Annotated in this window: 13 protein-coding genes and 1 pseudogene; 4 read left to right on the top strand and 10 right to left on the bottom strand. The window is 52.9% G+C overall.

Annotated elements, in window-relative coordinates:
- Window positions 1-252 (bottom strand): annotated as a pseudogene (locus HMPREF3107_RS01590) (hypothetical protein); the annotation flags it as partial.
- Window positions 253-399: 147 nt separating this feature from the next.
- Here HMPREF3107_RS01590 and HMPREF3107_RS01585 point away from each other — a divergent pair.
- Window positions 400-1,269 (top strand): endonuclease/exonuclease/phosphatase family protein, encoded by an 870-nt coding sequence (locus HMPREF3107_RS01585; RefSeq protein WP_070452595.1) that lies wholly within the window; start codon window positions 400-402, stop codon window positions 1,267-1,269.
- Between the two features lie 92 nt (window positions 1,270-1,361).
- On the opposite strand, the gene HMPREF3107_RS01580 is transcribed toward HMPREF3107_RS01585, so the two are convergent.
- A complete protein-coding gene (locus tag HMPREF3107_RS01580; RefSeq protein ID WP_070452589.1) occupies window positions 1,362-2,063 on the bottom strand; it encodes a hypothetical protein in 702 nt (233 codons plus the stop codon).
- A 229-nt stretch (window positions 2,064-2,292) separates the two neighbouring features.
- On the opposite strand from HMPREF3107_RS01580, the gene hemL reads away from it, so the two are divergent.
- Window positions 2,293-3,579 (top strand): glutamate-1-semialdehyde 2,1-aminomutase, encoded by a 1,287-nt coding sequence (gene hemL, locus HMPREF3107_RS01575; protein WP_070452586.1) that lies wholly within the window; start codon window positions 2,293-2,295, stop codon window positions 3,577-3,579.
- A gap of 358 nt (window positions 3,580-3,937) precedes the next feature.
- Here hemL and HMPREF3107_RS01570 read toward each other — a convergent pair whose 3' ends face one another.
- From HMPREF3107_RS01570 to HMPREF3107_RS01550, 5 genes are all read right to left on the bottom strand, one after another.
- Window positions 3,938-4,840 (bottom strand): substrate-binding domain-containing protein, encoded by a 903-nt coding sequence (locus HMPREF3107_RS01570; protein WP_070452583.1) that lies wholly within the window; start codon window positions 4,838-4,840, stop codon window positions 3,938-3,940.
- Between the two features lie 82 nt (window positions 4,841-4,922).
- Window positions 4,923-5,723, bottom strand: a complete 801-nt coding sequence (locus HMPREF3107_RS01565; RefSeq protein ID WP_070452580.1) for a dioxygenase family protein — start codon at window positions 5,721-5,723, stop codon at window positions 4,923-4,925.
- Window positions 5,724-5,848: 125 nt separating this feature from the next.
- A complete protein-coding gene (locus tag HMPREF3107_RS01560) occupies window positions 5,849-6,280 on the bottom strand; it encodes a hypothetical protein (protein ID WP_070452577.1) in 432 nt (143 codons plus the stop codon).
- 86 nt (window positions 6,281-6,366) lie between these two features.
- Window positions 6,367-8,067, bottom strand: a complete 1,701-nt coding sequence (gene recJ / locus HMPREF3107_RS01555) for a single-stranded-DNA-specific exonuclease RecJ (protein ID WP_070452574.1) — start codon at window positions 8,065-8,067, stop codon at window positions 6,367-6,369.
- A 223-nt stretch (window positions 8,068-8,290) separates the two neighbouring features.
- Window positions 8,291-8,944, bottom strand: a complete 654-nt coding sequence (locus tag HMPREF3107_RS01550) for a phosphoesterase (protein ID WP_070452571.1) — start codon at window positions 8,942-8,944, stop codon at window positions 8,291-8,293.
- Between the two features lie 111 nt (window positions 8,945-9,055).
- Here HMPREF3107_RS01550 and HMPREF3107_RS01545 point away from each other — a divergent pair, with 111 nt between their 5' ends.
- Complete coding sequence (locus HMPREF3107_RS01545; RefSeq protein WP_070452567.1) at window positions 9,056-9,499, top strand: RpiB/LacA/LacB family sugar-phosphate isomerase; 444 nt, start codon at window positions 9,056-9,058, stop codon at window positions 9,497-9,499.
- 78 nt (window positions 9,500-9,577) lie between these two features.
- On the opposite strand, the gene HMPREF3107_RS01540 is transcribed toward HMPREF3107_RS01545, so the two are convergent.
- Complete coding sequence (locus HMPREF3107_RS01540) at window positions 9,578-10,138, bottom strand: hypothetical protein (protein WP_246828560.1); 561 nt, start codon at window positions 10,136-10,138, stop codon at window positions 9,578-9,580.
- A gap of 91 nt (window positions 10,139-10,229) precedes the next feature.
- Window positions 10,230-11,708, bottom strand: a complete 1,479-nt coding sequence (locus HMPREF3107_RS01535; protein ID WP_070452561.1) for an AAA family ATPase — start codon at window positions 11,706-11,708, stop codon at window positions 10,230-10,232.
- Between the two features lie 143 nt (window positions 11,709-11,851).
- On the opposite strand from HMPREF3107_RS01535, the gene HMPREF3107_RS01530 reads away from it, so the two are divergent.
- Entirely contained in the window at window positions 11,852-13,417 is a 1,566-nt protein-coding gene (locus tag HMPREF3107_RS01530) for a phosphoethanolamine transferase (protein ID WP_070452559.1), read from the top strand.
- A gap of 67 nt (window positions 13,418-13,484) precedes the next feature.
- Here HMPREF3107_RS01530 and HMPREF3107_RS01525 read toward each other — a convergent pair whose 3' ends face one another.
- Complete coding sequence (locus HMPREF3107_RS01525; protein ID WP_070452556.1) at window positions 13,485-15,059, bottom strand: TROVE domain-containing protein; 1,575 nt, start codon at window positions 15,057-15,059, stop codon at window positions 13,485-13,487.
- Between the last annotated feature and the right edge of the window lie 151 nt (window positions 15,060-15,210).

The raw sequence follows: 15,210 nt of genomic DNA, 5'->3' as shown, positions 1-15,210 counted from the left end.
GGGATTTTGGGGGGATTTTGCAAAGGTCTCGGGCAGTTTCAGTTTTGCCTGGTTGCCCAAATCGATAACCGCCGGGCCGACAACCATTTGTTCGGCGAGGTTGGCGGGAAGTCCGGCATCTGCAGGAGCAGGATTGCTCTGTGAGGGTGTTCCTACAGTTGAAGCGGTATCAGGTTTGGCGGCAAATGCCGGCAGGGTTTGGATAGACAGCAAAGCGGCTAAAACGGCGCAGGCAAGGTGGTTGTTTTTCATGATAGAATTTTCCGTAAAGTAAAATGGGTGAGGAAAAAATGGATGCGATCGGCAGCAATACCGTATGCCCCTATATGATTGAAGGCGGAAGTTTATAATAGACAAACCGATAGTTACATGGCTGCATTATTGCAGTTTGGAAAAAATATGGATAAAAAATTCGGTTGGCGGCAGTTTGCCGTTCAAAGGGTGCGGATATTGGCGGTTTTATCGGTGATTGCGGTATTGGCGGGCAATGTCGGCGCATCGTATTGGCTGGCTGAGTTGTTCAGCCATTTTGTGCCTTATTATGCCGCCGTTTTCGTGTTGGCGGTTTGTTTGGACAGTGGTTGGAAACGTTGGCTATGGCTATGTGCGGCATCTGTGCTGTTGCTGTGGCTGGCGCAGCCTTTCGAAGGGGAGAGGCCGTCTGAAACATATCACAGCCTGTTGTGGTACAACGTGAATCTCGATAATCCCAAGGCGGCCGAAGAATCGGCAAAGATTTTGGCTGCCGCGCCGGAAGTGCTGGCTTTGGCGGAAATCGATTTGGCTGTCAGTGGATGGCAGGCTTTGCGCCGCAGTTATCCCTATGGTTGCGAATGGGAGTCGGACAGTCCGTTTGCCCTGGCAGTGTGGAGTAGGAAGCCCCTGGCCGGCTGTGAGGTAAGGTTTGTCGGCGATTATCCGTATATCCGTGCGGTAGCGGGCAATACTGCCTTATTTGCCCTTCATCCGCCGCCGCCCGTCAGTGCCTCATTGGCGGTGGAACGACGGGAATATTTGGCGCAGACGGCCGTATTCATCGGGAAGGAAGAAAATGTGCTGGTGGTTGGCGATCTGAACAGCAGCCCGTTTTCGCCACTGTTCCGCAGCTTTACCGAAACGGCGGGCATACGGGCGCAGACACGGTTTGGGACGCCAACCTGGCTGCCGTTCGGGCTAAACCTCGATCATGTTTTGGCAAAACAGCCGGTGCGTGCCGAACCTTTGCCTTGGCGGCATTCGGATCACCGCGCGCTAATGGTGCGTTGGTAGCACAAGGTTTTTCAGACGGCCTCCTGTCTGGAAGCATCATAAAGGAGCTGCCTTTTTGAAATGCGGGCAGCTCCTGATTTTTTCGTCTTCGCTTATTTCATCAAACGCGCATCAGCCTTGAATGCCCCGGCACTGGCCGGTTTGCCTGTATAAAAGCGGGCAAATGTGCTGTTGATTTTGGTGTGGACGGGTTTGCCGTCGATAACGGCTTCCGCTTCCAAGCGCACGCCGCCGCCGCTGGTTTCCCCTTTATCCATATCGGGAAAATCCAATTCGCTGATGCGCAGTTTGGCTTTTTCAATTTTTGTATCTTTTCCCATCAACTGTTTGCCTACCGGCCGGATTTTTTCTTCGGGAACGTGGGGGGCGGAGCCGCCGTCATCATCCACCACGCCGATGTTGATCAGCTTCGCATTGGCCAAATCCATTTTGCCGCCGGTAACCGGAATGCCGAGATACAATTTGATGCCCCTGTGGACATAAGCATTTTCCCGCCATTGGGTTTGACCCGGTTTCGGCGGTTTGGTTTCGGCGGCCATAGAATAGGTACGACCCATTACCATCAGTTTGTAGCCGGGTATTTTTTTCGCGCCAAAACCGTCGGTAATGTCTTCTACCAATTCCGGAGCAGTGGCATTCTGATTGGCTAGGACGCGGGCGGATGTTTCGGCCAAATAGGCAGGTTTGCCGCTGATGGTCAAAGTTTGCTCGTGGCCGAAATCGGCGGCGTAGGTACAGAAAGAAGCAGAAATACCCAAAGCCGCACCGAGAATGACGGCATTACGTTTTTTCATATGGAACCTCATTATGTGGGGAAAATATAAAAATCAATGAATGTTTACAGGCGGGGAGACCCCGAAGAAACGGTAAGATTATCTAACAAACGATAAATATTATCAAATTTATATGGTCAAGCCGATATCGATACGGATTAACGGAATGGCTTGGTCCGATTTACGGTATCATACCGTCTGATGCAAATTTATCCGGCCGCGTTTTCAGACGGCCTCGAAAGGAATAATTATGACCGACCGCAACGAAACCCTGTTCAATCGCGCCAAAGCCATCATCCCCGGCGGCGTGAATTCCCCCGTCCGCGCATTCGGCAGCGTCGGCGGCGTGCCGCGCTTCATCAAAAAAGCCCAAGGCGCGTATGTGTGGGACGAAAACGGCACGCGCTACACCGATTACGTCGGCTCGTGGGGACCTGCGATTGTCGGACACGCGCACCCCGAAGTCATCGAAGCCGTGCGCGAAGCGGCGTTGGGCGGCTTGTCGTTCGGCGCGCCTACCGAGGCGGAAATCGTCATCGCCGAAAAAATCGCCGAACTCGTGCCCAGCGTCGAACAACTGCGGCTGGTCAGCTCCGGCACCGAAGCCACCATGTCGGCCATCCGCCTCGCGCGCGGCTTTACCGGCCGCGACAAAATCATCAAGTTCGAAGGCTGCTACCACGGCCATTCCGACAGCCTGCTGGTCAAAGCCGGCAGCGGCCTGCTCACCTTCGGCAACCCGTCTTCCGCCGGCGTGCCGGCCGATTTCACCAAGCACACGCTGGTGCTCGAATACAACAACACCGCCCAATTGGAAGAAACGTTTGAAAAAATCGGCGGCGAAATTGCCTGCGTGATTGTCGAACCGTTCGCAGGCAATATGAATCTGGTCAGGCCGTCTGAAAACTTCGTCCGCGCCCTGCGTTCCCTCACCGCCAAACACGGTGCGGTGTTGATTTACGACGAAGTGATGACTGGCTTCCGCGTCGCGCTCGGCGGCGCGCAGTCGCTGCACTGCATCACGCCCGACCTCACCACAATGGGCAAAGTCATCGGCGGCGGTATGCCGCTGGCGGCGTTCGGCGGGCGCAAAGACATCATGGCCTGCATCTCCCCGCTGGGCGGCGTGTATCAGGCGGGTACTTTGTCGGGCAACCCCGTGGCCGTGGCGGCCGGACTGAAAACACTGGAAATCATCCGGCGCGAAGGCTTCTACGAAAACCTGACCGCGCGCACCGAACAGTTGGTTAAAGGCTTTCAGACGGCCGCCGCCAAAGCAGGCGTGGCGTTTACCGCCGACAGCGTGGGCGGCATGTTCGGCCTGTATTTCGCCGACTATGTGCCGCAAAACTACGCCGACATGGCGCGTTCGAATACCGACGGTTTCAAACATTTCTTCCACGGCATGTTGGAACGCGGCGTCGCCTTCGGTCCGTCGGCCTACGAAGCCGGCTTCGTTTCCGCCGCACACACACCCGAACTGATAGACGAAACCGTGGCGGCGGCGGAAGCAGTTTTCGCCGCAATGGCCGGATAACGGATATTTTTGAATAAAGGCCGTCTGAAAACATTTACTTCACAGAAGCTGATGTTTTCAGACGGCCTTTTTGTATGTCCGGTTGAGGTGTTGCCTGCTTTGCCGCGTTTGCCTTGCCGCGGGTTTTATACTGTAAAAAACGGGTCGGAACGGATAGGGCGCACGTTTGCCACTTCCGCACCGGTTCGGCCGGGTATATTCGGTTCGGGTGTGGCCGGGCGTGTCGTGTAGGTCGGCGGAGTCGAAAGGGATTCGTGAGAAACCGTCTTCCGCCTGAGAGACTGCCTATCGGGCCGCCGGGGTGCGGAAAATCGGCTTTCCCACGAAACCTGACGGGTTTTCAGACGGCCTCGGTGTTTCAGTCGGTTGCCCGTATCAGTTCGTCCAACATGCGGGCGGTGTTGTCCAGCCCCGCGCCGATGCGGTACCAAGAGCCGGTATCGAGAAGGATGGTTTGGGCGGAATAGCGGCCGAGTACGGGGTGTTTTTGCAGTTCGGCGCGGGTGGCGGATGCATCGGCCTGCGGGTTGAGGACGACGATGTAGTTGGGACGGGCGGCCAGCAGTTTTTCCAACCGCGCATTTTGTTCGGCCAGCCGTTTTTCTTCGGCTTCCCGTGCGGCCTTTTTCTGGCGCGAGGAAGCTTTTTCCGGCAGCGGCGCGGGTGGCGGGTCTTCGGGATGATGAGTTAAGTCGGCATTGTCGGGTGTGTACAGGCCGGAGAGGGTGTAGAAGAAGCCGAAGCGGTCGTCTTCGGATTGGGGGATGAAGCCGCCGTTTTCCATCAGCAGGAAGACGGCGGTTTTGCCTTCGGTGCGTTGTTTTAAGATGGCGCGTTTGTTGGATACGGCTTTCAATTTTTGTTCGGCGGCTTTGTTTTTACCGAATATGTCGGCCAGCAGCATGGTGCGGGCGGCAAGATCGGTGAGGTAGCTGTCGGTATCGGGTGTGAGGTCGAGGGAGGGGGCGATGGCGGCGGTATCTTTCAGACGGCCTGCCGTTGCGCCGCCGAGGATAATCAATTCGGGCGGTTCGGCGGCGAGTTTGGCGGGATCGGGTTGGTCTCCGTCGTTGTATGCGGCGGTTTGTACGCCCAGGCTTTCGAGGATGTCGAGCGCGGCAGGATTGTAAACGGCGATGCGGCTTGGATTTTTTGCGATTGTGATGGTCTGCTGTTTCCAAACGATGTCTTTGGCAGCAGCCGGAAGCGCGATGAAAAGGACGGCGGCAAGGAGGCCGGAGAGGAGTTTTCGGGCAGGCATGGCAGACGTTTCCTGTTGTTTTTATCGGCCGGATGATAATGATTCGGCCGATAACTGTAAAGGAGGGCCGCGCTTCCGGGAATCAGACGAAGCCGATAACCAGCGAAGTCATGCTGACGGATTTGCCGATGATTTCGTCGTTGAAAAATTCTATCGGTTCTTTTTCGCCGCGTAATGCCAGGGCGTAGAGCAGCGGGTAGAAATTCTGCCGGTTGTGGAATGCCTGACGGATGGCGACGGGATATTGGGCTTCGTCCAGCAGGCGGTCGTAGCGGCGGCCGGTTATCCATTTGTTGACCAGTTCGTGCGCCAAATCCGCCCACGGGTAGGCATTGCCCGCGCGGTCGGGATGTTGCCAGTCTTGCAGCGGCAGGTTGGAGACGATGTTGCCGGCGGCGACAATCAGCACGCCTTCTTTGCGCAGCGGGGCGAGTTTGGCCGCCAGGTCGAAGTGGCCTTGGGCGTTCAGGCGGCGGTCGAGGCTCATTTGCACGACGGGGATGTCGGCGGCGGGAACGAGGCGTTTTAATACTGCCCACGCGCTGTAATCCAGGCCGCGTTGCGGGTCGGCGGTGGCTTGCTCCTCCCCCAACAGGGCGACGATGCGGGCGGCCAGTTCGGGGTTGCCTTCGGCGGGATAATTGATTCGGTAGAGTTCGTCGGGGAAGTCGTCGAAATCGTGCAGGGTGGACGGTTGTTCGGCAGATGTGACGCGCGTGCCTTCGGTCTGCCATTGGGAGGAGATGCAGAGGATGCTTTCGATTTCGCCGTCGTATTCGTCGAGCAGTTCGTCGCCGTAGTTTTGCCATTCTTCGGTGTAGGCGGAGTCGCGTATGGCATTGAGCGGGCTGCCGTGGCCGATGAATAATACGGGCAGTTTCATGATGGTTTCTCCGAAGAGCGGTGTGTCTTTGATGGTGGGTGCAGGTGGTCGGTCATCATATAGCCTGCATATAATTTGTGCAATAAAATTTATGGATTACGGTAGCATATTGATATCAAGCCGTTTTATTTGGAGGCCAAAAAATAGATGCCTGAGAGTGTGAGTACGATGCCCAGCACTTTTTGCACGGAAAATTGTTCGTGAAACAGCAGGATGCCCAGCGGTACCAACAACAAGGCGGCAGTACCGTTTACTGCCACGCCCGACCATTGCGGCGAGCCGCCGCTGCGGTAGGCCAAGAAAAAGCCGAGTTCGATTAATACCATGCCTGCGGCAACCAACCAAATGCGCCAATCGGTAACGGCGGAAGAGAGGCCGTCTGAAAGTTTGAGCGGACCGAAAAACGGCGCGGCTGCCAGAGAAAGGATGAAGGCGGAGGCGTAATACAGGCTCAATGCCCGCATCGGGTTGCCCTGAATGTCGGCGGATTTCAGACCGAGATGGTAGAGGCAGTTGCCGATGGCTGCCGTGAGCAGGCAGAAAAGCAGAGGTTTCATCCGAGGGTTCCTTCGTAGTTTGTGTGTTTGTATTTTTGTTTTGCCGTGGCGCGGTTTGAGATTTTCAGACGGCCTTTATGCCGGAATCAGGCCGCTTCCCAATAATCGATATAGAGTTGCAGTTCGATGTTGTCGCGCCATTCGTTGGCCACGGGGCGGTAGACGGTGCGGATGCGTTCGGGGATGTTTTCGCCGCACCGCCAGAACATGGCTTCAAATTCGTAGCCGTCTTTTTTCAGCAGGGCTTTTTTGTGTTTGCCTTCCGCGCCCATGCTTTGTTGGCGGACGACGCTGAATTCGTCGGTAAAGCTCGGCGGGGCGAATCCCTGCCCCCAGACGTGTGCGGACAGGTGTTGCGCGCGTTCCAACGTGATGTCGCCGGCGGGAAGGCTGCCGTCGGTAAGGTAGGTTTGGGTCAGGTCGTCTTCATCCAGCAGGCCGCGCACGGTTTCTTCGAAGGCCGTCTGAAAGCGGGCGACGTCGTTTCCGTGTATGGTCAGGCCGGCTGCCATCGCGTGTCCGCCGAATTTCAAAATCAGGTCGGGATGGCGTTTGGCTACCAAATCCAGCGCGTCGCGCAGGTGCAGCTTGGGGATGGAGCGTCCCGAACCGCGCACTTCGCCGTTGTCCGCCGGGGCGAAGACGATGGTTGGGCGGTGGAAACGGTCTTTCAGACGGCCTGCCACGATGCCGACTACGCCTTGGTGGAAGTCGTCGCGGTAAACCGTCAGCGTGGTCTGCCCGAACGGCAGTGTTTCGGGGAAGCCCGCCAGCGCGTCGTTGAGCATGGATTGTTCGATTTCGCGCCGTTCGATGTTGAGGTCGTTCAACTGTGCCGCCAGCGTTTGTGCCGCCGCGTCGTTGTCGGCCAAAAGGCAGGCGATGCCGACGGACATGTCGTCCAGCCGTCCGGCGGCATTGATGCGCGGGCCCAGTGCAAAACCCATGTCGAAAGGCTGCGCCTTGCGCCAGTCGCGCCGTGCCGCGTCAAACAGGGCGCGGATGCCCGGGCGCATCTTGCCCGCCCTCATCCGTTTCAGTCCCTGCGACACTAAAATTCGGTTGTTGTGGTCGAGCGGCACCACGTCGGCCACTGTGCCTAAAGCCACCAAATCCAGCAGGTCGGCAAGGTTCGGCTCGGTGAGGCCGTCTGAAAAACGGCCGCGTCGGCGCATTTCGGCGCGCAAGGCGGTGAGGACGTAAAAAATCACGCCCACGCCCGCCAGGTTTTTGCTCGGAAAACCGCAGCCTTGCTGGTTGGGATTGACGATGATGCAGTCGGGCGTTTCTTCGGCGGGCAGGTGGTGGTCGGTAACGATGACTTCCAAGCCCAACGCCGCAGCCCGCGCCACGCCCGCCATGCTGGCGATGCCGTTGTCCACCGTCAGCAGCAGGCGCGCGCCGGCCGCCGCCGCCGCTTCGGCGATTTCGGGTGTCAGCCCGTAGCCGTTTTCAAAGCGGTTCGGCACCATAAAATCCACCCGCGCACCCATGGCCTGCAAGCCTTTGATGCTCACCGCGCAGGCAGTTGCGCCGTCGGCGTCGTAGTCGGCAACAATCAGGATGTTTTCCTGTTTTTCGATTGCGTCGGCCAAACGGACGGCTGCGGTTTCGCAGTTTTTCAGCAGCGTATAAGGCAGCAGGGCGGAAAGTTTGTCCAGCAACTCGTCCGGCCCGGCCACATCGCGGGCGGCGCACAAACGGGCGATCAGCGGGTCGGCACCGGCGGCAATCAGGGTTTGGCAGGTTTGGGGATTGACGGGACGGACTTGGATTTTGGCGGACATGGGGCGGTTTTAGACGGCGGGAAAAAGGACGGATTATATAGCGGAATAAAACGGGCGGGGCTGTTTGGTGGCGGTTGTTCGGCGTTTGAGGGTGTTTTTTGATGAAAGGCCGTCTGAAAAATATATTTCAGACGGCCTTTTTGTTATTGGGCGGAGGCTGGGTATTCGTGTTCGAAAATATATAAATTCGCAAATTCCGGTTATTCCGCTGCGGTTTCGTGCTTTACAAATTGTTGATTGCCTGCAGCCGATGCGCCACGAAATCCTTGGCCGTTTCTATTTGGGACGGAACGGTCGGGTTTTCCCCGAAATATGAGATTTTCGGTAGCGGGCTGAGGAAGCTGTCGATGTCTTGCGGGGTAAGGAAGCGGCCGTGCAGGTCGAAGCCGACGTTTAAGGCGCGGCCGGGGATTTCTGCCAAGCGGTCATGCAAATGGCCGTATAGGTGATACCAGCCTCTGTGGCAGCCGTCCCATTCGTTGATCGGGTAGTGGAATAAAATCAGCGTGTTGTCTATTTCGTCCAATTTCAGTTTTCGGTAGGTTCGGGCGGATGACAGCAGCGGATGGCCGTCGTGTTTGACGGTTTCAAACAGGTATTTGTTGTGACGGCGGATGATGTCGTCGTGGTTGCCGTAAATCAGGTGGTGTTTGCCGTTGAGGCGAGATAGGACGGCGGCGATTTTTTTGATGTCGTGGGCGAAAGACAAATCGCCCAAGTTGTATACTTCGTCGTCGGGGGAAACTGTGTTGTTCCATGTTTCGATCAGGTATTCGTCCATGTCGGCGATGTTGTCGAACAGGCGGAACTGCGGGCAGAATTTGGCGATGTTTTTGTGCGAAAAATGTAGGTCGGATGTGAAAAAGATTTTGCTCATGTTGCGTTTCCTGTGATTTTTCGATGCGGTTTATGGTGCGGTAGTATGGCTTGAACCGTATTGCCAGCGGGAGTATGCTGGTTATGTTTATTATGTGGTTAAGGAGTATGTATGCGTTTGGTTATTGCCGCGCCGGCCAACGGCGCGATATTAAAAGATGCGCTCAAAGCGCATTTGCAAAACGATCCGCGTGTCGGCAGCTTGGTTGATTTGTCTTCGCCCGAAGGAACGTATCCGCAGCTTTCGTTTGCAGCGGCGCAGGAAGTGGCGGCGGGGCGTGCCGACCGTGCCATCCTGATTTGCGGTACGGGCGTGGGTACGGCGATTGCCGCCAATAAGGTACGCGGCATACGGGCGGCGACGGCGCACGATTTGCTCACCGTACGCGGTTCGGTGGAAAACTACGACGCGCAGGTGTTGTGCATGGGGCAGAACGTGATTGCCGCGCCTGCCGCTTGGGCGTTGGTGGATATTTGGTTGGATTTGCGCCACGACACAAGCAGCGGTTATGCGCCCAAGGTTGGCGAAATCGAGGCATTCGAGTGCGGCGCGTGAGTGTTTGTTTTTTTGTTATTTTAAACCGACGGCCTTGTTGCATTTTACTGCCAAGGCCGTCTGAAAATATTTAAACGCTTATTTGCCGTTTTTGCCACAAGGATGCTTCGCACTATTGTCGCAGACAATTAAATTGCGCAGATGCCCCATGGCATTGATAATTTCAGCATCGTTTGGCGCATAGCGGAAGGAGTATTGTTTCACATACAGGCCGTCGTTGCCTTGTACTGCCTTCACCCAAGTCAATTCGGGTTTGTTGCTGCTCGGGTTGTTTTCGCAAGCCATCATCCATAATGCGAAGGGATAACCGTTTTCTTTACCTTCCTGTACAGTGTCAAAGCTGCCTCCCGGGCAGGTATTTTTCCATAAGGCGGACAGATTGTTGCCGAATGCGGCCACGCCCGGTTTTGCGCCTGCCATGGATTGCAGGGTAATCATTTTTGTCCAGTTGTCGACTGTCTGCTTTTGCGGTACGAGCTCGACCATTACCATGCCGTTTTGCTCGGTTTGATAGCCGATTTTGAAGTCTTTGGGCGGTTCGCCGAAGGATGCCATCTCCGCAGCTTGCGCCGCCTGTGCCGCCAACGGGAACATTACGGCGGCAAGTATCAATTTTTTGACAAGATTGGTTTTTTTCATCATTTTTCCTTTTGCAATAATGAGGGGAGGATGACACAAAGCATCCGCCGCCGTCATCTTATCACAAGCGTTTGGCGTTTTTCAGACGGCCTTACAGTTGCCGCAAGAATGCTTGAATAAACGCAATCTTATCCAATTCCGGCATGGCGTTGAACGCCTCGCGATGCTTGTGGATGTGGTCGATTAAGGGGTAAAACTCTTCATCGACGTGGCGTTTGTCGAGCTTGCGTCCGATATTGCCTTCGTTGCTTCGTCCCAGAAACTTGGAAATCAAGTAATACGGCGATTTGAGTTTGAACAGCATTTCACCGTTTTGCGCATCAAACACCATAAAGCCTTCGTGTTCCACGTTTTTTAGACGGCCTTTCAGCTCGCCAAAGGTGATGTTTTTCAGCGTTTCAGGGCGGCGGATGCCGTATTGTTTGCCGATTTCGTCCAATTCGGCCTCGCTAAACTGACGACCTGTCGCCACATCGATGCAGCCGATTAGGGTTTCGCCCAATTCTTCGCGGATGATGTGCACGTCTTTTGCGTCTGTGATTTCAAACAAAAAAGTGTGGTTCGGATAAGCGCGGAACAGGGTTTCGTATTGCGCGCAGTGTGCGACGGTCATGTCTGCAAACGCGCTATCAAGCGAACCGGTAGTCGAATACAGCACTTTCCCGTCAAACGCCGCGCCGTGGGACGGGTGGCCGTCTGAAAGCGAGACGAAAGTGCAGCAGCCGAGGAAGCCGTTTACTTTTACCACCGCATCCACCAATCGCTCGTCGCCGATTCGGATCGGATAACGGCTGCCTTTGGCAATACGTTCCGAATAATTGAACACTTTTTTAAACGGGCGCACGATGATGCGGTTGTGCGCGTCGATAATCAAGCCGCGCATTTCCAGCAGGGCATCGTCGAAGCGGTTGTCGTAGAACACGCTGCGGGCGTATTTCAACACGCGCAATTCGGGATAACGCTTGGACGCTTTGGCGGTAAAGTTGCGGCTGCCATGTTGCAGATAATTTTCGGTGACGAAGGTTTGCCGCGCTTCGTCAAACGGCAGGGGTTGCTGCTCGAAAGCCTGCATTTGCTTGATTTTTTCCAGTTGTTCCGCGCTGGCGGGTTGTACGGCATCGACGTGTATTTCGTTTGCCACGCGGTTTTGGTTCAGCTTGATATACGCCGCCAACACATCATGCTCTTTCACGCCGTGCAGGTTGGGATAGAAATTGTGCATACGGTAGATTTCTGTTTCAAAACCGCTTTTTTTCGCCAAATCCAACAAGTGGCGGCAACGCGAAGCTTTTTGGTTGGTGTTGGAATGGATGATCAAAATATTGCGGTTCGGATTTTGGCGTCCGAGTTTCAAAGTTTCGGTCATCAAGGCATTACCGCGTTTCTGCGCCTTATCCACCGCCTCGCCCGACCAACGGTACACGCCGTTTTCATCGGTCATGAGTAAATCGTTTTCGATGCGGACGATTTCGGCATCACGGTACTGCGCTTTAAACTCGGCCGCTTTTTGTTCGGCGAAAGTCGATTTTCCCGAACCTTGATGGCCGCGGATTAAGATGAATTTTTGCATGGTGTTTGGTTTCCTTATTTGGATTTTCAGACGGCGTTTAGTAGAAAAGCTATCTGAACTGTAAGTTTTTTGTTTTTGTGTGTAAAGTTATGCTGGTTTGGATATAATAACGTCCTAGTTATTTACTAAGTTCAGGATTTAAGATGAAGGTTTTTTTTCAGAAATATAGCCTGCCGCTATCAATAATAGTATTTTCTTTAGTATCAAACTTTGGATTAGGATATTTAGTAAGTGCCTACACACTTGCGATGTTCTTTTTCTGGTATGGTCTATTCCTATTAAATAAAAAACTATTTAGCATTCTGTTTTTAATAAATCTAATCGTATGTGTTTTATTTGCTCCAATTGCTTATTTATATGGCCGTATCAATATCGGTTTAATCGCATCTTTGTTTGAAACCAATCTCCATGAATCTACTGAATTTATCAATTTGATTACATGGAAAGCATGGATTACAAGTTTGCTAGTTTTTATAAGCGGGTTCAGTGTAATTTATACAGGTAGGAGAATAACTAAAAACAATAGTTTTCCGAAACATAAATATATTGTAATTGTTTTTTTCAGTGTTTTTTTACTATTTACTTTACACAAACCAACAACGAATACATTAAAAAGACATCAACCATTTAAGTTAGTTAACACAGAGGTTGGGAATATTAATTTTTATTTCAGAATATTACAGGCATTAGATCAATATTATGATGAGAGAATTCAATCGAAGCAAATTCTTTCAGATAAACCAGTTTGGGAAATTATAAGTTCTCGCCCAAAATATCAAAATTATGTATTAGTTATTGGTGAAAGTATGAGGGCGGATTATACGTCTTTATATGGTTTCCCAATTGATACAACTCCTTATTTACGAAAATCTAATGGATTAGCTCTAGATGAGTTTATAGCTCCTGCTCCTAATACTCAAACGTCTTTAACTCGTATGCTTCATCTTACCCAAGATGATATAGTAAGTTACCCCAATAATATTATTTCGCTTGCTAAAGCGGCAGGATTTAAAACCTACTGGCTATCCACCCAGCCAACCTCTGATGATGCAGATACCGCAGCAGCCCGAGTAGGTATTCAGGCAGATTATTCACATTTCTATGATCCTAATTCATCTAGAGATGGGAAAAATAGTATCAGTGACTTTATATTATTGGATGGATTGGCAGAGCAGTTAAAACAGATGAAAAATACACAAAATTCATTGTTTGTATTGCATATAAATGGTTCTCATCCAGATTTTTGTAAGCGCTTGATACAGCCTGTGTCAGAAAGGTTTAAAAGTGAAAAGATGTCGTGTTATCTGGAGACACTAAAACAAACTGATCAATTGTTGCAACATATTGAAGCAGAAATAAAATCCTACGGTAGTTATTCGATAATGTATTTATCTGATCATGGTTTGGCTCATATAGATAAGAATACCGACCATGTTAGTTTATTGAACTCTACGAAAGATAAGCAAGCTTATCATGTTCCATTTATTAGAATCTCAAGTGATGACATGCAACAGGTACACTTAAAAGCAAGGAGAAGCGGATTTGATTTTATTTATGCTTTTTCAGAATGGCTTGGTATCGATGAAAAAAAACTGAAACTGCCATACCGTTTCTTTTCGGAGGATAAGGTTGATTCCATAAAAATATTTAATTGGGAAGGGGTTGTTCCTTACGAAACCTTGGATAACGATCCAGCATTACAACCATAGTTTTTAAATTGAAGAGACATGGCCGTCTGAAAAATATTTCTACCCTATTTTCAGACGGCCTTTAGCTTCAGTTCACCGCCGCCAGCTCGGTTTTTTCAATCTCTTCCACCCAGAAATCCGCGCCCATACCTTGCTCGGCAAACGAGCCGATCAGCGTGAACACTTGGTCGGAGAAGCCGCCGATGTTCAAGATGTCGCGGCGGCTTTGCGCTTGCGCGGTGGTGTAGGGCTGGATGTCCAAGCAGACGAGTTTGGCTTCGGGGCAGCGTTGTTTCAGAATGTCCCATTCTTTTATCAGGCCGGTTTTGCCGCCCCAATATTGTCCGAGGTCTGCCCAGCTTTCGTTGTCAGACACGATGACGACCAAGTCCACATCGGCTTTTTCGCGGTTCAACAGGGCGAGCGGTGCGCTACATGCCGTTCCGCCGCCGCCTATATTGGCGAGTTTTTCGGCGTTGGTCATGATGCTGTCGCGCGGGTTGAGCTGCATGTTTACCGTGATTTGTTCAAACGGTATTACGCGGGCTTTCGGGTTGGTGCGCAACATGGCGGCGGATATGAGCGCGGCGATGTCGATGCAGCGGGTTTTGGTGGTTGCGCTGCCGCGATAGCCGGTAGCCGGGCTGTGCATGGAGCCGGAGACGTCCGGGCAAACCACGACTTTACCTCGGATTGCCGGTACGTTTTGTACGGCGGTTTCCATTGCGTCTTGCAGCGCTTCGCGGATTTCAAACGGCATCTGTTCGGATGTCGCCTGATACGCGGTCAGCAATTGGTAAGGCAGGACACGGGCGCGGCGGATGGCGGTTTTGTCGCGCAGTTTTTCTGCCACCATTTTGATGTTTTTGCTTTTGGCAAACACATCGTGGCGCAGGAAAGTGTTCAGGTTTTGACGAACCTGCTGCCATGAGCCGTTGCGGGCGATTTGCGCCCAGTCGCCGCTGTTCAATTCCAAGGCAGTGAGCATTTGGAAGGGAACGTCGGGCAATGCGCCTTGGCGGCTTTGTTTGTAGTCTTCAAAAGCGCGGGTGATGGGCGGCAATGCTTCGCGGTCGTAAGGTTTGCCGATGAGCCACGCAAACCATGCGGCGCGCCATGCTTCACGCGGTTTGGGATGCACCATTTTGACTACGTCCGCCAGCGACGGGGCGTTGCCGACGGCTGCGTTCAACAGTTGTTTTTCGGTGGCGGTCAAAAGCCAAGTCTGCATCAGTTTTTTCGGACGGTTGCCGAAGGACTTTCTGCCGACTGCGCCGCTGCGGATGATTTGCGCGAAGTTGCGCAACATTTTACCGTTGTCCGCTACTTGGTCGAATGCGCGGGCAAGCATGTTCACATCTTTCTGCGCCAATACGGCAAGCAACAGCGCAGGCATATCTTTCATAAAACCTTTTTGACGCGCGTATACGGCGGTTTTGGCGATAAACTCGGCATCCAAGTTTTCTGCCAATTCCAATACTTGCTCAAGCTGGTCTTGCGCATCGGCGTAGTAAGTGCTGTTCAGGCAGCCGGTGGCGGCAAGCTGGGCGAGCTGTTGTTTGGGTGTCAGCGTGTAGGCGATGCCGCCTGCTTCGTTGCGGGTGTCGGCAGCGGTCAAACGGGTTTTAAGTGATTGGAACAAGGTGGTGTTAGCCATTTTCATTTCCTTTTTTGTTGTTGGTTTTGGGTGGTCTGAGTGCTTAGAAACTCCGCTTTTTTCGGAAACTGCGTTTCAGACGACCTTGAATGGGTGGCAGCGCGGCGGCTAGTATTTGAAGAGATACGGTTTTTTTAACGTGGAAGGTTAATGTAAT

The sequence above is a fragment of the Neisseria sp. HMSC31F04 genome (assembly GCF_001807735.1).
Classification (GTDB): Bacteria; Pseudomonadota; Gammaproteobacteria; order Burkholderiales; family Neisseriaceae; genus Neisseria; species Neisseria elongata.
This window is presented reverse-complemented; position numbering and strand designations above follow the sequence as displayed.